The 16,546-nt window shown below is 65.3% G+C and carries 18 protein-coding genes; 9 read left to right on the top strand and 9 right to left on the bottom strand.

Going from position 1 to position 16,546, the window contains the following annotated elements; genetic code table 11:
- The first annotated feature begins 47 nt into the window (after positions 1-47).
- The 5 genes from MTR72_RS11940 to MTR72_RS11920 all read left to right on the top strand — a co-directional run bounded on the left by MTR72_RS11940 (position 48) and on the right by MTR72_RS11920 (position 4,557).
- Positions 48-674 (top strand): PilZ domain-containing protein, encoded by a 627-nt coding sequence (locus tag MTR72_RS11940; protein WP_280964037.1) that lies wholly within the window; start codon positions 48-50, stop codon positions 672-674.
- A 232-nt stretch (positions 675-906) separates the two neighbouring features.
- Positions 907-1,149 carry a hypothetical protein gene (locus MTR72_RS11935; protein WP_280964038.1) on the top strand — a complete coding sequence of 81 codons (243 nt, stop codon included), beginning with the start codon at positions 907-909 and terminating at the stop codon, positions 1,147-1,149.
- A 406-nt stretch (positions 1,150-1,555) separates the two neighbouring features.
- Positions 1,556-2,596 carry a PrsW family glutamic-type intramembrane protease gene (locus MTR72_RS11930; RefSeq protein ID WP_280964039.1) on the top strand — a complete coding sequence of 347 codons (1,041 nt, stop codon included), beginning with the start codon at positions 1,556-1,558 and terminating at the stop codon, positions 2,594-2,596.
- 73 nt (positions 2,597-2,669) lie between these two features.
- Entirely contained in the window at positions 2,670-3,248 is a 579-nt protein-coding gene (locus MTR72_RS11925) for an HdeD family acid-resistance protein (RefSeq protein ID WP_280964040.1), read from the top strand.
- Between the two features lie 223 nt (positions 3,249-3,471).
- Positions 3,472-4,557 (top strand): 3-deoxy-7-phosphoheptulonate synthase, encoded by a 1,086-nt coding sequence (locus tag MTR72_RS11920; RefSeq protein ID WP_280964041.1) that lies wholly within the window; start codon positions 3,472-3,474, stop codon positions 4,555-4,557.
- Positions 4,558-4,614: 57 nt separating this feature from the next.
- On the opposite strand, the gene MTR72_RS11915 is transcribed toward MTR72_RS11920, so the two are convergent.
- The 3 genes from MTR72_RS11915 to epmA are packed head-to-tail and all read right to left on the bottom strand — an operon-like array spanning position 4,615 to position 7,066.
- Positions 4,615-4,875 carry a hypothetical protein gene (locus tag MTR72_RS11915; protein ID WP_280964042.1) on the bottom strand — a complete coding sequence of 87 codons (261 nt, stop codon included), beginning with the start codon at positions 4,873-4,875 and terminating at the stop codon, positions 4,615-4,617.
- 47 nt (positions 4,876-4,922) lie between these two features.
- Positions 4,923-6,017, bottom strand: coding sequence for a lysine-2,3-aminomutase-like protein (locus tag MTR72_RS11910; protein ID WP_341510377.1), 1,095 nt, complete (start codon positions 6,015-6,017; stop codon positions 4,923-4,925).
- Positions 6,014-7,066: an EF-P lysine aminoacylase EpmA gene (gene epmA / locus MTR72_RS11905; RefSeq protein ID WP_280970989.1), complete on the bottom strand. Its 1,053-nt coding sequence runs from the start codon at positions 7,064-7,066 to the stop codon at positions 6,014-6,016. The genes MTR72_RS11910 and epmA overlap by 4 nt, the downstream gene beginning before the upstream one ends.
- 162 nt (positions 7,067-7,228) lie before the next feature.
- Here epmA and efp point away from each other — a divergent pair, with 162 nt between their 5' ends.
- Positions 7,229-7,795: an elongation factor P gene (gene efp, locus MTR72_RS11900; RefSeq protein ID WP_341510376.1), complete on the top strand. Its 567-nt coding sequence runs from the start codon at positions 7,229-7,231 to the stop codon at positions 7,793-7,795.
- A gap of 34 nt (positions 7,796-7,829) precedes the next feature.
- Positions 7,830-9,431, top strand: coding sequence for a M23 family peptidase (locus tag MTR72_RS11895; RefSeq protein ID WP_280964045.1), 1,602 nt, complete (start codon positions 7,830-7,832; stop codon positions 9,429-9,431).
- Positions 9,432-9,536: 105 nt separating this feature from the next.
- Here MTR72_RS11895 and MTR72_RS11890 read toward each other — a convergent pair whose 3' ends face one another.
- The gene (locus tag MTR72_RS11890; RefSeq protein WP_280964046.1) at positions 9,537-10,040 is read right to left on the bottom strand and encodes a cupin domain-containing protein; all 504 of its coding nucleotides are present in this window, start codon (positions 10,038-10,040) and stop codon (positions 9,537-9,539) included.
- 21 nt (positions 10,041-10,061) lie between these two features.
- Positions 10,062-10,541: a carboxymuconolactone decarboxylase family protein gene (locus MTR72_RS11885; RefSeq protein WP_280964047.1), complete on the bottom strand. Its 480-nt coding sequence runs from the start codon at positions 10,539-10,541 to the stop codon at positions 10,062-10,064.
- Between the two features lie 53 nt (positions 10,542-10,594).
- On the opposite strand from MTR72_RS11885, the gene MTR72_RS11880 reads away from it, so the two are divergent.
- Entirely contained in the window at positions 10,595-11,140 is a 546-nt protein-coding gene (locus tag MTR72_RS11880; protein ID WP_280964048.1) for a MarR family winged helix-turn-helix transcriptional regulator, read from the top strand.
- Positions 11,141-11,169: 29 nt separating this feature from the next.
- Here the strand turns inward: MTR72_RS11880 and MTR72_RS11875 are convergent, their stop codons facing one another.
- Positions 11,170-11,421, bottom strand: coding sequence for a hypothetical protein (locus MTR72_RS11875; protein ID WP_280964049.1), 252 nt, complete (start codon positions 11,419-11,421; stop codon positions 11,170-11,172).
- Positions 11,422-11,600: 179 nt separating this feature from the next.
- Here MTR72_RS11875 and MTR72_RS11870 point away from each other — a divergent pair, with 179 nt between their 5' ends.
- A complete protein-coding gene (locus MTR72_RS11870; protein ID WP_280964050.1) occupies positions 11,601-12,833 on the top strand; it encodes a lytic murein transglycosylase in 1,233 nt (410 codons plus the stop codon).
- A gap of 77 nt (positions 12,834-12,910) precedes the next feature.
- Here MTR72_RS11870 and MTR72_RS11865 read toward each other — a convergent pair whose 3' ends face one another.
- The 3 genes from MTR72_RS11865 to recJ all read right to left on the bottom strand — a co-directional run bounded on the left by MTR72_RS11865 (position 12,911) and on the right by recJ (position 16,480).
- Positions 12,911-13,702 carry an aldolase gene (locus tag MTR72_RS11865; protein WP_280964051.1) on the bottom strand — a complete coding sequence of 264 codons (792 nt, stop codon included), beginning with the start codon at positions 13,700-13,702 and terminating at the stop codon, positions 12,911-12,913.
- Between the two features lie 95 nt (positions 13,703-13,797).
- Positions 13,798-14,607 carry an SDR family NAD(P)-dependent oxidoreductase gene (locus MTR72_RS11860; protein ID WP_280964052.1) on the bottom strand — a complete coding sequence of 270 codons (810 nt, stop codon included), beginning with the start codon at positions 14,605-14,607 and terminating at the stop codon, positions 13,798-13,800.
- Between the two features lie 31 nt (positions 14,608-14,638).
- Complete coding sequence (gene recJ / locus MTR72_RS11855; protein ID WP_280964053.1) at positions 14,639-16,480, bottom strand: single-stranded-DNA-specific exonuclease RecJ; 1,842 nt, start codon at positions 16,478-16,480, stop codon at positions 14,639-14,641.
- Between the last annotated feature and the right edge of the window lie 66 nt (positions 16,481-16,546).

Genomic DNA, 16,546 nt, shown 5'->3' with positions numbered 1-16,546 from the left:
CTGCTACCGTGGAAATACGGAAGGCAATTCCAACATCATTGGTCCTCATGTCTGTCGCAGAGTTCCTCAGGCAGCGCGCAGTGGAAGTCACCGTGGGCGGCAGCTACTCGCTGCACCGCTGGTATGACTGCGAAGGCAAGCTGCGAACGTTCGCCTGCCGCACCAAGCGCGTGTCGCCGTTCCGGATGATCGTGGACGTGCCGGTCGTCGGCAAGGTCGGCGAGCGCGTGACGTCCTACTTCGAGGACTTCGGCGAATTCGAATGCACGATCAGCGGGACGCTGAAATCGGGCTTCCTAATGGAGCTCGAGATGACGCGGGCGCGCCGCGCCTGGATGTCCGAAAAGCTGACCTGGCTCGAGAAGAAGCAGAGGGACGCCAGCATCGCCGAACACCGGCGCGACGCGCGGTTCGTTCCGCAGGTCGCACACACGTTCTTGACGATCGCCGACGGCAGCACCCACCCCTGCTTCATCATCGACGTCTCCACCGCCGGTGTTGCGGTGTCGTCCGAATACGATCCGCCGGTCGGAACGCCGCTTGCGGTCGGTGCCTGCGTCGGACGCGTCATCCGAAAATTCCACGACGGCTTTGCGGTGAAATTCGCCGAGAAGCAACAACGGGACGACCTCGTCCGCCTGATCGTCCGCTCGGCTGCGTTGCAGTCGGCCTGAGGCGGCCGGCGGACAAAAGTCGGCCTGTTTGGGGGAGCCGGCGGCGCCGCATTATCACGGCGCAGGGCAGCGCGCGCTGCGCTACCTCGATGGCACACCGATCCGTCCACAGCATCCGCCGGCTTAACCTCCACGCCACCCGCCATGCCGCGGCCGCAATGGGAGGTCAGCCTGTCAAGGACCGCGCCTCGCGCCCGGCCTTCATTTGCAGATTTTGCGATCGGGGGACCGAATGGCTGTCAATAAAATCACTTGGGACAGGGTTGGCCGGGTTACCGAGCCCGGACGTTACATGTACACGTTTGGCTGGCTCACGATCACTGCCGACGATATTGCGATCTGGAAGCAATATCCGGACGCGGCGTTCGCGCTGCTGGTACAGCATCCTGTGCCGGGCCAGGCGATCGGCGACGAATTCCATCTCGGCGCCTTCGATATTGCGCCCGACACAAAGCCGTCGCTCGCCACGCATTGAGGGCCGGCTAGCCGATCGATGCGCCCACGGTTCGAACCGCGGGGGCAAACATTTCGCGTGAGAAGCGGCCGCCGGGATGCGGGAACGCATGGCCCGGGGGTCTGGACTCGCGCGCGAGATACGTGCATCGTAAATCGAAGAACTCTTCATATTCCTTTGATCTAATTCAGCAATCGCGACCTGATGCGGGATGCGCGGTGCTGCCCCTGACTCCGAACAGGTACCGCCATGCGATTGATTGCACTCATACTTCCGTGCCGGACGGCGTCGCAGACAATTCACAACTGACGGCGGCGATGAAGGGAAGCTGTCGCGGTTGTTAATCCAGGCGACAGCACGCGCATGACACAGGGTCGCATCCGGTGAAAGTGGATAAGGCGGTCAAGGGAACCTATTTTCGACGCCAATGTACCTGATTGAAGCATTACCCACCGTCATCGGAACTGCCGCCATCGCACCGGCGCTGCTGATGCTGTGGCTTGTCATTGCCGCCGAAGAGCGTCCCGGCCCGCCGGCTCAGGTCTGGACCGCTTTCGTGCTCGGCGCGGCCAGCATTTCGCTTCTGGGCCTCGCCCGTGCGCCCTTCGCCAAGATGGTCGCCGCTCCCGACAACCCCTGGACGGCGCTGGCCATGCATTCGATCTTCGGCGTCGCGCTGCCCGAAGAGGCCGTGAAGGTGATCGCCATCGTGCTGGTCTCCTCGACCAAGCGGCGGACCTTCGCCAATCCCATGGATACCGTGGTCTATGGCGCGGCGGTCGGCCTCGGCTTCGCGGCCTATGAGAACCTCGCCTACCTCGTGCAGCACGCCGAGATGTGGCGATCACTGGCGGCGCTGCGCAGCGTGCTGACCGTGCCCTTCCACGGCGCGCTCGGCATCATCGCCGGCGCATATCTGACCATTGCACGCGCAGGCACGGCACTCGGCGCGAACCGCCATCATCGCGACTGGGCCCGTCTCTCCAGCCGCCTCCTGATGTTGGCCGGGCCGCTCGCCCTGCATTCGGCCTTCGATTTCCCGCTGCTCACGCTGCAGCAAATGCCGGAGCTCGATCCGACACTGAGAATGTGGCTCGGTGCGGCGAGCCTCGTGATCGGATTCAGCTCGATCGCTTTTGCCATCCGCCTGGTGCGGCGCGTCGCGCGCCACCATGCGCCGCGTACCGACATCGCGCGCGAGCGGCTGAGCCAGTTGCGGCGCATGTGGGCATTGCTGCTGGCCGGCGGCGGCGTCGGGTTTCTCGGCCTTGCCTTCGTACTGACCTCGATCCGTCACTGGCTCGTCAATCCCGAGCGCAATCTGACTCTGGCCCTGATCCCGATCGGCCTGACCTCGATCCTGCTCGGCATTGCGCTTCTGGTTGTCACAACCGCAATCTACATTCTCGGCCGCAACCGCATCCGCACCAGCGCGGAAGGCTTTTCATCGGCACCGGGCGGCGGGTGAGCTCCGGGATGGCAACACCGGTGCGGCCATACTAGACTGGGGCCGCACCTGGTGCTGCGACCTGGAGCTTTCGATGACATCGCCTGACGATTTCGCACGATTGCAGTCCGCCATGAGCCAGACGGTGAAGGCACATTGGAAGGCCTTCCTGTTCGAAGGGATCCTGCTTGCCGTTCTCGGCGTTGCCGCACTGATCCTGCCGCCGCTCGCCAGCCTTGCGATCACGATCTTCCTCGGCTGGATGTTCCTGATCAGCGGCATCGGCGGGCTGATCGTGACTTACTGGGCGCGCAACATGCCGGGCTTCTGGTGGTCGCTGATCTCTGCCGCGCTGGCGGTGCTCGCCGGCATGATCCTGCTGGCGCGGCCGATGCAGGCCGTGCTGACGCTGACCATCGTGCTCGGCGCCTATTTTCTCGCCGAGGGCGTTGCCACCATCATGTACGCGCTGGAGCACCGCCGCGAGCTGAACAGCCGTTGGTCGTGGCTCCTGATCTCGGGCCTCCTCGACATCGCGATCTCGTTCATGGTGATCGCGGGGCTGCCAAGCTCGGCCGAATGGGCCATCGGCATCCTGGTCGGCATCAACCTGTTGTTCGGCGGCGCCACCCTGATCGGTGTGGCGCTGGCGGCACGCAAGAGCAACACTTAGGGCCCTGCGTCGATTGGGGGGTGACAACCCCGAACGCCTGCGCTAAAGAGCCTGCCATGATCACCGTCGCCACCAGCTATTTTTGGTACTTTAGCTACGACAGCTCGCTGGCGGCGGGAGGATCGCGCTCAATCTGACACATTGCAGCAAGACATCCGAACAGCCGCCAGACCTGGCGGCTTTTTTGTTGGCCGGCAGGTTCTTCAAAGACAGGAGCCCCGCCGTGCTGAGTACGACCGACGACCTTCGTATCTGCGAACTGAAAGAGCTGAGTACGCCTGATGAGGTGATGCGGGAGGTCCCGCGGACCCTCACCGCGACCCGCGTGGTCATGGCGGCGCGCAACGCGATCCATGCCATCCTGAACGGCCAGGACGACCGCCTTCTGGTCGTCGTCGGCCCCTGCTCGGTGCACGATCCCAAGGCTGCGATCGACTATGCGGAGCGCCTCGCAAAACTGCGCGAAGACCTCGCCGACCAGCTTGAGATCGTGATGCGCGTCTATTTCGAGAAGCCGCGCACCACCGTCGGCTGGAAGGGCCTGATCAACGACCCTGGCCTCGACGGCAGCTTCGACATCAACAGGGGCCTGCGGCTCGCACGCAACGTGTTGTCCGCGGTGAACAACCTCGGCCTGCCGGCGGGCACCGAATTCCTCGACATGACGACGCCGCAATATATCGCCGACCTGGTGTCCTGGGCCGCGATCGGCGCGCGTACGACCGAGAGCCAGATCCATCGCGAGCTGGCCTCGGGACTGTCCTGCCCGGTCGGGTTCAAGAATGGCACCGACGGCAATGTCCGCATCGCGGCGGACGCAGTGAAGTCGGCCTCGCATCCGCACCACTTCATGGCGGTGACCAAGCGCGGCCGCTCGGCGATCGCCTCGACCGCGGGCAACGAGGACTGCCACATCATCCTGCGTGGCGGCAGCAAGCCGAATTACGACGCGGCGAGCGTTGCAGCCGCCTGCAACGAGCTGGCAAAGTCCGGCGTTGCGTCACGGGTGATGGTGGATGCGAGCCACGCCAATTCGAGCAAGAAGCCGGAGAACCAGCCGTTGGTCATGGCCGACATCGCCGGCCAGATCTCAGGCGGCGAGAGCCGCATCATGGGCGTGATGATCGAGAGCAATCTCGTTGCCGGCCGCCAGGACGTCGTCGCTGGCCAGCCGCTCACCTACGGCCAGAGCATCACCGACGGCTGCATCGACTGGGCGACCACGGCAACCGTCCTTGAGCAGCTTGCCGACGCGGTCGAGATCCGGCGCAACAACCAGCGCGCTGGCATGCACGAGCGTTCCGCCTGATCGGGTGTCATGCGGGCGGGGCGATGCTGTCGCGCCCTGCCCGCAAACCTGTCTGCATCAGCAGCCGCGGCAGATGCTCTTGATCTTCTTGTCGAGCAACGCGTCTTCCTTGTTCACCGGATTGTTCGGGTCGCTCAGATTCTTCTCGCTCGGCACGTCGGCCGCGCGCGGCTGGCGATGACCGACCGGGGCGGGCAGCACGCCTGAACCCGCCGATGTTCCCGACGTGCCCGTGCTCGTGCCCTTGCTCCCGGTTTGCGCAAAGCCTGCGCTGCCGAACACCACCAGGAGCGACATTGCCACGACGATCTTTCTCATTCTGCTCCTCCAATCCTCAAACCGGCGTCGCCTGCCATCTCGACCGCTCAGGTCTCGGGCGGATAGAGATGAACGTCGCCGCAATAGTCCAGGATACGATAGCGCGTTTCCGACGCCGCATCACGCACATCCGGTGCGGTATTTTGCTCCGCCAACACATAATTCGGGCCGACCGGCGATTTGCCGGCACCGCCGGGAATATCGATGACATAGTCCGGCTGACACAATCCTGATACCCGACCGCGCAACTGCCGCATCAGCTCCTGTCCCTGCGCCAGCGTGGTGCGCAGATGCGCAGTCCCCGGCGCGAGATCGCCGTGATGCAGGTAGTAGGGCTTGATCCGGCATTCGACGAAAGCTCGCATCAAATCCGACAGAGCGGCGACGTTGTCATTGACGCCGCGCAAAAGCACGGACTGGCTCACCATGGGAATGCCGGCGTCGACGAGCCGGGCACAGGCACTACGTGCCGCTTCAGTCAGCTCGCGCGCATGGTTGGCGTGCACCGCGACCCAGGTGGTTGCACCCTCGGCCTTGAGCGCTGCGACCATCTCATCGCTGATGCGCGCCGGATCCGCCACGGGAACGCGGGTGTGAAGGCGGATGATCTTGACGTGATCGATGCTGGCGAGATCGGTCATGATCTCGCTCATCCGACGCGGCGACAGCATCAAGGGATCACCGCCGGTGAGGATTACCTCCCAGATCTCGCTGTGCGCGCGGACGTAATCGATCGCCGCGCGGTAAGCACCGTCCGAGAGCGCGTTCTCCTTGCCGGGACCGACCATCTCGCGACGGAAGCAGAAGCGGCAATAGACCGCGCAGACGTGAACCAGCTTGAACAGGACGCGGTCGGGATAGCGATGCACGATGCCGGCTACCGGCGAATGCGGATGATCGCCGATCGGGTCCGCGCGCTCGCTTGGTTGCACATCGAGTTCCGCGGCGCTCGGGACGAACTGCCGCGCGATGGGATCTTCGGGATCCGACGTGTCGATCAACTGGACCAGCGCCGGCGTGATCGCAACCGCATAGCGCGCGGCGACGCGCTCGAGCGCCGGCAGTGCCGTGGCGGGCGCAAGCCCCTCCTCCACGAGATCCGCCGGTTCCCGCAATGTCCGTGCAAGATTGGTTTTCGTCATGTCTCACCCGCAGGCGGCGTCCACACCACCTGATCAATCCGCAATGCGCCGGTCGCCAGCATCACCAGCCGGTCGAAGCCGAGCGCAACGCCGCTCGCCTCCGGCATTTGCGCGACCGCGGCCAGAAAGTCCTCGTCGAGCGGATAGGCCTCGCCGTAGCGGCGTTGCTTCTCGGCCATCGCCTCCATGAAGCGCCCGCGCTGCTCATCGGCGTCGGTCAATTCGCCAAACCCGTTGGCGAGCTCGACGCCGCAGGCATAGACCTCGAAACGCTCGGCCACACGTGGATCGTCGGCCTTCACGCGCGCCAGCGCCGCCTCTGGAGATGGGTATTCGAACAGAATGGTCAAACGACCCTGCCCCAGATGGGGTTCGACATGCTCGACCAGGACCTTGCTGAAGATGTCCGACCAGGTGTCATCCTCGCTGACGCGGACCTTGCCCGCCGCCGCCTGCGCGAGCGCGGCGCGGTTACCCTCGCCGCCCGAAATGGTCGCAAGCAGGTCGATTCCGGCGAAGCGCACGAACGCGCCGGCGATCGTCAGGAGTTCGGGCTCGGCAAAGGGATCGGCGATCCGGCCGCGGAAGGAGAACTGCCCGATCCCCGTCGCCTGCGCCGCCCGAGCGATGATGACGACGCAATCGGCCATAGTGGCGTCGTACGGTGCACCCGCCCGGTACCATTCCAGCATGGTGAATTCGGGCAGATGCAGGTCGCCGCGCTCGCGATCTCGGAACACCCGTGCGAATTCGAAAATCCGGGGTTCGCCGGCCGCGAGCAGCTTCTTGCAGGCGAATTCCGGGGACGTCCGCAGATAGCGCGTGGCCCGGCCGCCGTCGGGCCGCATGATCTCCGTCCGCGGAGCGTGCAGATGGGTCTCATTCCCCGGGGAGACCTGGAGGACGGAGGTTTCGACCTCGACGAAGCCTTGCTCGGCGAAAAAGCCCCGTAGAGCCCCGGTAATGGCCCCCCGTGCCTGAAGGAACGGCCGGCGATCGATGTGCCGGCCGGGCGACCAGAACGGTGAACTCGGCTTGTCCCCAGCCATTAACCGACCGCTCCCGCCGCGAGCAAAATGCTGGCATCCAACGGCAAAATCAGTATGTTGCGGCCCGAAACGGGCGCCGCGGTCCGATTTGAGACCCCGAGTCCCCCCGAGATTTGACCACGTCCTGGCCGGTGCCGGGCCAAGCAAGCAGGAAATATAGCTTTGAGAGTCATCGCCAGTTCTATTCGCAAGGGCAACGTGATCGAGCAAGACGGCAAGCTCTATGTCGTCGTGAGCGCCGAGAACATCCATCCCGGCAAGGGCACCCCGGTCAGCCAGATCGAAATGCGCCGAATCTCGGACGGGGTAAAGATCTCCGAACGGTACAAAACCACCGACCAGGTCGAAAAGGCCACGATCGAAGAGCGCAACTACACCTTCCTGTATGAAGATGCCGACGGCTACCACTTCATGAACCCGGAGACCTACGATCAGGTCCAGGTCTCCAAGGACGTCGTCGGCGACGCGGCCGCGTACCTTCAGGAGAGCATGACGGTCAAGCTGTCCATGCACGACGCCAACCCGGTGTCGATCGCCCTGCCGCAGCGCGTGACGCTGGAAGTGGTCGAAACCGAGCCGGTGACCAAGGGCCAGACTGCCTCCTCCTCCTACAAGCCTGCGGTGCTCTCCAATGGCGTGCGGACCACCGTCCCACCGCACATCACGGTCGGTACCCGCATCGTGGTGATGACAGAAGACGGCTCCTACTCCGAGCGCGCCAAGGACTGATCGTAGCGGAACAGGTGCCGCCGGGGGCGAGACAGTGGTTGGGAATTCAGTCCGCTTCGTCTCGCAGCTTCTGGCGTCGCTTTCGCTTCTGATCGCAAGCCCCCTCGCTGCGGATGAGTTCCGTAGCCCATCGCTGTCGGCCCTGCGCGTCGATTGGCGCGCAGCGCTCGACCAACTCCGCACCGAGATCAAGAGCCACCCCCAGATCGCGGGCGACTTCATCTTCGCGCCGCGTCGCTCGGTGCCACGATACGATCCCCGCGCCATGCCGGCGCTAGTGCAGCTCAACGCGATCTCAGGACAATTCTTCACCGGGATCGCGCGCAGCTCCGTCCCCGTGCTACTGCCTTTCGACGCTGCCGCCTACCTTGAGGCGCTGCGCAACGGCGCCGCGCCGAGCCTGGCGCTTGCACGCTACCAAGCCGATTTCAGTCCCGTCGACATGTTCGACGCCGGTCCCGCCGGCTACAGCGCGAGCTTTTCGTTCGAACCCGGCGCCGGCGACGGCATGCCGACCCGGGTATTCGCAAGGCCGGTTGAGGTGCAGATCACCGGCTCCGCGCTCGTCTACGACGTTGCCGATCCCACCGGTGGTAAGGGCGAGCAGGTCAAGCCGCTCGCGGCGCTCTATCCGGATTTGCGCAAGTTCATCCGGGAAGGCTATGTGCGCTACGCCTTCACGCGTTTCGGCGCTGCCTACGTGGTGTCGATCCAGTGCCTCGACAGCGTCGCCAAGCCGCGGCGGCTCGCTTGCAAGGAGGCCTATCCGGTCGCCGAACGGTTTCTGAAGGCGCTACATGTCGCCGGCGGTCAGCGCATCCGGCCGCTGATGGACGTCGCCTCGGATGTCATCGACCGTCCCGCAGAGCGCTCAACGGACTTCAGTTACCGGCCAAGCGGCGACATCGTCCCGAACACCGGTTACCGCAAGCAGGGCGGCCATCGCGACGTGATCGCCTATGCGCAGATCCGATTCCCGCTCGAAAAGGCACCGGCCTTCGTGCGCTCGCAATCGCATGTCAGGCGCGACAAGTCGGACGGTTCAACCGCTTACCCGTGGCGTGACAATTTCTGCGAGTCACGCAGCTTCGAGGTCTGGCAATGCAACGGCGGCCATGGCCATCAGGGCGAGGATATTCGCGCAGCCGGTTGCCCGCCTGCCGGCGAGGGCCGCGAGCGCTGCGATCCGAAGCAGCGGGCGGTGGTCGCGGTACGCGATGCCGTGGTGGTCCGCGGCTCCAAGGACCAAGCCGCAACGCTCGAGGTCAACAGCCGCACAGAGCACATTCGCTTCCGCTACATGCACATGAATCCGCAGACAATGAATGCCGACGGCCTGCTCAACGGCCGCATTGTCACCGAGGGCGAGAAGATCGGCGTCGTCTCGAACTATCTCGATCATCCCGCCGGCACGTCCATGCACCTGCATTTCGACGTCCAGGTGTTCACCCGCGACGGCTGGATCTGGGTCAGTCCTTACGTGACACTGGTCTCGTCCTACGAACGCCTGATCCGCGCCCGCGGCCGCGAGATCGGCCCGGAGATCGCAGGCGCCGCACAACCGGTCGCGCATGCGCTGCCGGACGAGGTGATCAAGCCGGACGTGCGAGAGGGTTCAGGCGGCGAGGAGAATTGAGGGCAGCTCGCATAGGGTTGGCTCTCGCCACGCATTCAGGGTCGTCCCGGCCAAGTGCGCAATTGCGTATGGGGCCGGACGGCGTTGGGGAGGCAGCGCGCAGCGCTACTCCAAATACGTCGTGAGCTGCGCGCCCTCGTCGGCCACAAACACTGCGATCAATTCCGCAGGCTCGGTATTGCTGGCGTTCGCCGAGACCAGATGCGTCGAACCGGGCGGCTCGAAGAAGGATTGGCCGACGCCAAACGTCTCGACCGGACTGCCACCGAGTTGGGAGCGGATCTCGCCCTTGGTGACGTAGGCGGTGACGGATCCCGCGTGACGATGCGGCCGCGAAAACCCGCCGGGGCCGTAGAAGACGCGCACGATAGTGACACGCTTGCCCGGCACGTTCGGCAGCGCATAGGAAGCGATCGGCTCGACCTTGTCGAGCGGCGAGCTCTTGGCGGCCGTGGCACACAGCGGCGCCAATGCTCCGGACACGGCGTCCATCGGCAGCGGCAGCGCCTTGCCGATGGCGAGCGCACAGGCGAGGCCGGCGACGACGGCAAGCGACATCGATCGCGACGGCATTTGCCGCGGAGTCGCGGTCATCATCATTGTTGTCATGGTGACCCCCTCTCCTCGCGATCAGGACGCCGCGGCATTCGCCGCGACCGGCCGCTTTGCCGGCGTCCAGCGATACGCCGCGCCAAACCGGTTCCAGACGTTGATCGAGGCGACCGCCGAAGTCAGATACATCAGCTCGGTCTCGGAGAATTCGCGGCTCGCCTCCGCATACACCTCATCGCTGACGCCATCGGGCAGGAAGGTCAGCGCTTCAGCCCAGGCGAGCGCTGCGCGTTCGCGTGCGGAGAAGATCGGAGCCTCGCGCCAGACCGCGACCAGATTGAGCTTGTCCATGGGCACACCGATGCGCTCCGACAAGAGGATGTGATGCTGCAGGCAAAAGGCGCAGCCGTTGATCTGCGAAGCACGCAGCTTGACGAGTTCGAGGAGCTGCTTGTCGAGGCCGGCCTTGGCTGCGAGCTGGCCGAGCGCGAGCACCAGATCATAGGCGTCGGGCGCAAGGCGCTTGAAATCCTCATATTCGCTGCGGGCGTGTGGCATTTTCGTTCACCTCGTCGTATATAAGCGTCCTTACATCTTATAAGAGCTCTTCTATGCACCGCAAGACGGCTGACGTCACAAGATCGCAACCGGGCCGAAAGGCGACCGCGCGGCGAGACACTCACCGGCCTATCGCCGATGTCCGTGTGCCTGCGCCTGGCGAAGGCAAGCGCGGGGAACAAGGCTATCTCGGCTATCTGCTGCGGCAGGCCCATGCCGCGGTTCGGCTGAAGATGGAACGAACGCTCGCCGATCTCGGCGTGACGTCGCCCCAATTCGCGGTGCTGACCATGCTCAACGCCTATCCCGGCCTGTCGGGCGCCGACGTCGCCCGCCTCACCTTCCTGACGCCGCAGACCGTCGGCGTGATCATTCGCAATCTCGAACGCGACGGCGCGATCGAAATGACGCCCCACCCCGTCCATGGCCGCATCCAGCAGTGGACACTGACGACGCGCGGCGCGACCCTGCTCAAGGCGTGCCGCGAGCGCGTCATCGCGCTGGAGAAGCGCCTCGCCGCAGGCCTGGATTCGAAGGCGGAAACCACGATCCGGCGCTGGCTGTCCAACATTGCAGCCGAATTACAGGAAGAAGATTAGGCGATGAGGACGGCGCCCGCCGCAGGGCCCTATCCGTCCTTCAATGCATTCTTAACCGCGCCGGCGGGCCAGGACTCTCCCGCGGCGATCACCCGCACGCGACTTTGGTCGGCGGAATTCACCAACACATGCGAACTGACCCGATCGTCGATGCGCTCGATGCGCAACTCCGTTTCGGGCTTCCAGCTTAATGTCAGATCGAGATCACCGGGGAAGATCTGCCACCGGGATCCGTCATCGAGTTCAACGACGTGACTCTCTGAATGCGCTCGTATTTTCATCACCCTCCAATTCGCACTGCGTACCGCGCGTGCCTGGGGAATGCAGCAGTGCGACACTTTGTTCCGGGGAACAGGCGCGTTTGGACCTGCCTGTGCTGTGGTGAGCCTGCGCAGGAACTCACCCGCGCGGCCCCCGGGAACCGCCTCACAGCGGCTCCGTTTCCCGCTAGAATGGTCGCATGAAGCAAGCTGATTCCTCGGCCAATCTCACCCGCCGCGCTCTTCTGCAATCCGCAGCAGGCGCAGGCGCCCTGCTCGCCTCACCTGCACGCGTTCTTGCCGCCGCGCCGCCCGGCTTCGACGAGTGGCGCGAGGGCTTCCGCGCGCGCGCGATGGCGAAGGGCATTTCGGCCGCAACGTGGCAGCGCGCGATGGCGCGGGTCGAACCCGACATGAGCGTGTTCAAGCAGATCCGCAACCAGCCCGAATTCAACGAGCAGGTCTGGCAGTACATCAACCGCCGCGTCTCCGACTGGCGCATCATTAACGGCAAGATCGCACTGAAGAACAACGAGGCGCTGTTCGCGCGCATCGAGCGCGATTTCGGCGTCGAGCGCGGCACGCTGCTGGCACTGTGGGGCGTCGAGTCTGCGTATGGCGACCCGCTGGTGCAGCAGAACCACATGAGGCCGGTATTCCCTTCGCTCGCGGCGTTGGCCTGGAACGAGCCGCGGCGAAAGGCTTATTGGGAGACCGAGCTGATCAACGCGCTGCGCATCGTCGACAAAGGCTGGAGCACGCCGGAGGAGATGCGCGGCTCCTGGGCCGGCGCGATGGGGCATTCGCAATGGATGCCCGAGGTCTGGCTCAATGTCGGTATCGACTATGACGGCGACGGCAAGGTGTCGCCGTTCGGCAAGCCCGACGATGCGCTGGGATCGACGGCGAAATATCTCGTCAATCGCGGCAAGTGGCATCGTGGCGAGCATTGGGGCTATGAGGTGCGCGCACCCGGCAATATGAGCGGCAGCCGCACCTACGCGGCCTGGGCGTCAGCCGGCGCCACCCGTGCCGATGGCCAACCGTTCCCGCAGCCGAACGCCTCGGCCCAGATGTGGACACCGGTCGCGGGCGGACCGACGTTCCTGCTGGGACCGAATTTCTACTCAGTGAAGAGCTACAATCCCTCGATGAACTATGCGCTGGCGATCTGCCATCTCGGCGACCGCTGCCTCGGCGCGCCGCCCTTCATCCAGCCTTTCCCCGGCTCCGAGCGCGCACTGACACTCGCCGAAGTGCAGGAAATGCAGACGCGGCTCACCAAGGCCGGCTTCGACACCGGCGGCACCGACGGTCGCGTCGGCAACGACACCATGAAGGCGATCAAGGATTTTCAGCAGAAGGCAGGACTTGCGCCGGCGGATGGCTATGGCGGGCTGAAGGTGCTGGCCAAGCTGCGCCAGGGGTCGTAGAGCTCACTCCCTTCGTCATTCCACATAGCGCAAGTGCGCAATGTGGAATGACGATGTGGGGAATGTAGCGCTTCGGTCTAATGCCGGTACTGCGGCTCTTCCGCATCGAGCTGGCGGCGGATCGCGGCAAGGTGCAACCGCGCGGACTCGGAATCGCCCTCGCGCATCTGCTTGTAGGTCGCAGCCGCAACCGCGGGATCGACGGGCAGCACCTTTCGTCCGGTCGACATCGCCAGCACCTGCACCTCGGCGGCGCGTTCGAGATAGTAGAGGTCGTCCCAGGCCTCTGCGATGGTCGGCGCCAGCACCATCACGCCGTGATGCTTCATGAAGACGATGTCGGCATCGCCGACGGCAGAGGCGATGCGCGCGCCCTCGCGGTTGTCGAGTGCGAGACCGTTGTAGTCGCGGTCCACCGCCGTGCGGCCGTAGAATTTCAGCGCGGTCTGCCCGGCCCAGATCAAGGGATCGCCCTCGGTCATCGACAACGCCGTGGCGTAAGGCATATGCGTGTGGAAGGCCACCTTGGCGCGCGGCAGGCGCTTGTGGATCTCGGCATGGATGTAGAACGCGGTCGCCTCCGGCACGCCCTCGCCGTCGAGCACGTTGCCATGGAAATCGCAGATCAGAAGCTTTGACGCCGTCAGCTCGCGGAAGGCGTAGCCGTAGGGGTTGACGAGGAAGAGGTCGTCATGTCCCGGCACCACCGCGGAGAAATGGTTGCAGATGCCCTCCTCAAAGCCGTTGCGCGCCGCCATCCGGAAACAGGCGGCAAGATCCTCGCGCGCGGTGCGGATCGCGTCGGTGGCGAGATCCGGCCGGTTCGAGCGATGGGGCGCGGGTGAGGAGGCGTGAAGGCTGTGCGCCATGGCGAGGCAAACCTCTTTCGGTCGGAGACATCGGCGTTCTATAGGGCTGGCGCCTGTGCGTCAGCCCCCGCGACCGCCACCCTGCCCTGCATCGATCAGGGCCGCCGCGGCGCGTTGCCGGCGTTCATGCCGCCGTCGATCACCAGCTCGCTGCCGGTGACGTAGCGCGAGGCGTCCGAGGCGAGATACAGCACGCCGCTCGCGATCTCCGCGGCCTGGCCGGCGCGACCCAGCGGCGTTGCAACCCTGGCGCGCTCCTCGGGATCGATCGGCGCGTTGCCCTGGTTGCCGGTGGCGCCGGTCGGGATTTTGCCCCAGATCGGCGTGTCGATGATGCCGGGATGGACCGAGTTCACGCGAATGCCGTCACCGGCCGCCGCACACTCCATCGCGATCGATTTGGCGAACAACCGCACGCCGCCCTTGGTGGCGGAATAGGCCGACAGCCCCGGCGCGCCGCGCAGGCCCGCAAGCGAAGACATCATGATGATCGAGCCGCCGCCGGTCTTGCGCATCAGGGGCAGGCAATGCTTGACCGACAGGAACACGCCGTCGAGGTTGATCGCATTCTGCTTGCGCCAGTCACCGAGCGTCATGTCGACGATCGAGGGCACGGCAATGCCGATGCCAGCATTGGAGACGAGAATATCGAGACGGCCATAGCGCTTCGCGATGTCGGCGACGACCTCCGCCCAGCGCTCCTCGCTGGTGACGTCCTGCTCCAAAAAGATCGCCCTGCCGCCAGCCTTGGCGATACGGCTTGCGAGGTCCGGTCCCCTGAGCTCGTCGATGTCGGTGATGACGACGGTTGCGCCCTCGCGCGCGAACAGCTCGGCGATCGCTTCACCGATGCCGGAGGCGCCGCCCGTCACCAATGCGACCTTGCCCTCAACCTGCCCTGCCATGTTCACTCCCGTTTTTTGTTGTTTGCGGAGGTCATCTAATCACGGACGGGCCCTGGTCCGGTAGCGCGACATCGATGACGCGAAACTGCACGCGCTCGGCGCCCTGGTAGCGGTCGACCGACAGCGAGCCCGCGACATGCAATTGCTGGCCGCGGTTGGCCACGAGCGCATTGCCGAGCTTCTGGCCGACAGAGCGGAACGCGATGCCGTTGACGATCGCGCCGTCACCGGATTTGAATCGCAGGCGCAAATGCGCCTGGCCGACCTCGTCGGCATAGACGAGCTGGTGCGCCGGCAGCGCCAGCACGGCTTCCGGATTGCCGCTGCCGAAGGGACCGGCGCGGTTAAGCGTGGTCGCAAGCTCCGGCGTCACCGCGCGCGCGGAGACCGCACCGTCGATATAGAGCTCGTTGACGTGGCGCGCTTCCGCAACGTCGTGCGCCAGCGCGTTCTCGAGATAGGCGCGGAATTCGGCGAGCTTCTCTTTTCGTAGCGTCACGCCCGCGGCCATCGCGTGACCGCCGCCCTTGAGCAGGATGCCGTCGGCGACAGCCTGCCGCACCGCCTTGCCGAGATCAACGCCGGCGATCGAGCGCCCCGAGCCGGTGCCGATGCCGCCGGGCTCGAGCGCAATCGCAAAGGCCGGTCGCGAGAATTTTTCTTTCAGGCGGGAGGCGACGAGACCGACCACACCGGGATGCCAGCCTTCGGAGGCCGTGACGACGACGCCGAGCTTGTCCTCGAACCCGATCGAAGCCAGCGCCTCGGCTTCGGCCTGGGCTTCGGCGGCCTGCTCGATGAGGCGGCGCTCGCTGTTGAGGCGGTCGAGTTCGGCCGCGATCCGCGCGGCCTCGACGCTGTCACCTTCGAGCAGGAGCCGCACACCGAGATCGGCGCGGCCGATGCGGCCGCCGGCATTGATGCGCGGCCCCAGCATGAAGCCGAGATGCCAGGCCTCCGGCGGGCCGTTGAGCCGCGCCACATCCATCAGCGCGGTATGGCCGACATGATCGCGCCGCCGCATCGCAATCAGCCCCTTGGCGACGAAGGCGCGATTCAGCCCGATCAGCGGTGCGACGTCGGCGACCGTGCCGAGCGCGACGTGATGCAGCATGCCGAGCAGATCCGGCTCGGGCATCTCCGCGCTCCAGAAGCCGCGCTGGCGCAGCTCGCGATTGACCGCGACCAACGTCACCAGCACGAGCCCGACGGCTGCGAGGTGGCCGAGCCCGGAGAGATCATCGGGGCGGTTCGGATTGACCAGCGCGTCGACTTCGGGAAGATCGAGGCCGCATTGATGGTGATCGATCACGACCACGGACAGGCCGAGCCGCTTGGCCTCGGCCAGTGGTTCGATGCTGGTGGTGCCGCAGTCGACGGTGACCAGCAGCGTGGCGCCCTTCGCGGCCAGCGCACGAACAGCCTCGACGTTCGGGCCGTACCCCTCGAAGATGCGGTCGGGAATGTGGATCAGTGGATCGAGCCCGCAATGACGCAGGTGCCAGGCCAGCAGCGCCGCCGAGGTTGCGCCATCGACATCGTAGTCGCCGAAGATCGCGACCTTCTCAGCCTTAGCGGCTGCATCGGCGATGCGCTTGGCGGCGGCTTCCATCTCCGTCACGGTGAAGGGATCGGGCAGCAGCTTGCGGATGGTCGGGTCGAGGAAGTCGGTGACGGCGTCGATGTCGACGCCGCGCCCGGCCAGCACCCGCGCAAGCAGCTCCGGAAGCTGGTGGCGCTGCACGATGGCGAGCGCCCTCGCCGCGCCGCGGGCGTCCAGCCGGTCCAGCCAGAGCTTGTCGGTGAGCGAGCGCGCGACGCCAAGAAACGCCTGGGGCATTTCGACGGGCAAGGCGGTGGCGGGCGGCGTCATGATTCGAATGTGTTCGAGCGGTCTGGTAGGAACAGCGGCGCGAGCGGCCGCCTTGGATCAGAGGAT

Source organism: Bradyrhizobium sp. ISRA442 (assembly GCF_038085055.1).
Classification (GTDB): Bacteria; Pseudomonadota; Alphaproteobacteria; order Rhizobiales; family Xanthobacteraceae; genus Bradyrhizobium.
Note: the sequence above shows the minus strand (reverse complement) of the source record. Positions and strands in the feature narration are given on the sequence as shown.

Excerpts from the sequence above, each read along its gene's own strand:
- MTR72_RS11940 (WP_280964037.1), top strand. The coding sequence starts at position 48 with ATGTCTGTCGCAGAGTTCCTCAGGCAGCGCGCAGTGGAAGTCACCGTG.
- MTR72_RS11935 (WP_280964038.1), top strand. The coding sequence starts at position 907 with ATGGCTGTCAATAAAATCACTTGGGACAGGGTTGGCCGGGTTACCGAG.
- MTR72_RS11930 (WP_280964039.1), top strand. The coding sequence starts at position 1,556 with ATGTACCTGATTGAAGCATTACCCACCGTCATCGGAACTGCCGCCATC.
- MTR72_RS11925 (WP_280964040.1), top strand. The coding sequence starts at position 2,670 with ATGACATCGCCTGACGATTTCGCACGATTGCAGTCCGCCATGAGCCAG.
- MTR72_RS11915 (WP_280964042.1), bottom strand. The coding sequence starts at position 4,875 with ATGAGAAAGATCGTCGTGGCAATGTCGCTCCTGGTGGTGTTCGGCAGC.
- MTR72_RS11910 (WP_341510377.1), bottom strand. The coding sequence starts at position 6,017 with ATGACGAAAACCAATCTTGCACGGACATTGCGGGAACCGGCGGATCTC.
- epmA (WP_280970989.1), bottom strand. The coding sequence starts at position 7,066 with ATGGCTGGGGACAAGCCGAGTTCACCGTTCTGGTCGCCCGGCCGGCAC.
- MTR72_RS11890 (WP_280964046.1), bottom strand. The coding sequence starts at position 10,040 with ATGACAACAATGATGATGACCGCGACTCCGCGGCAAATGCCGTCGCGA.
- MTR72_RS11885 (WP_280964047.1), bottom strand. The coding sequence starts at position 10,541 with ATGCCACACGCCCGCAGCGAATATGAGGATTTCAAGCGCCTTGCGCCC.
- MTR72_RS11880 (WP_280964048.1), top strand. The coding sequence starts at position 10,595 with ATGCACCGCAAGACGGCTGACGTCACAAGATCGCAACCGGGCCGAAAG.
- MTR72_RS11875 (WP_280964049.1), bottom strand. The coding sequence starts at position 11,421 with ATGAAAATACGAGCGCATTCAGAGAGTCACGTCGTTGAACTCGATGAC.
- MTR72_RS11870 (WP_280964050.1), top strand. The coding sequence starts at position 11,601 with ATGAAGCAAGCTGATTCCTCGGCCAATCTCACCCGCCGCGCTCTTCTG.
- MTR72_RS11865 (WP_280964051.1), bottom strand. The coding sequence starts at position 13,702 with ATGGCGCACAGCCTTCACGCCTCCTCACCCGCGCCCCATCGCTCGAAC.
- MTR72_RS11860 (WP_280964052.1), bottom strand. The coding sequence starts at position 14,607 with ATGGCAGGGCAGGTTGAGGGCAAGGTCGCATTGGTGACGGGCGGCGCC.
- recJ (WP_280964053.1), bottom strand. The coding sequence starts at position 16,480 with ATGACGCCGCCCGCCACCGCCTTGCCCGTCGAAATGCCCCAGGCGTTT.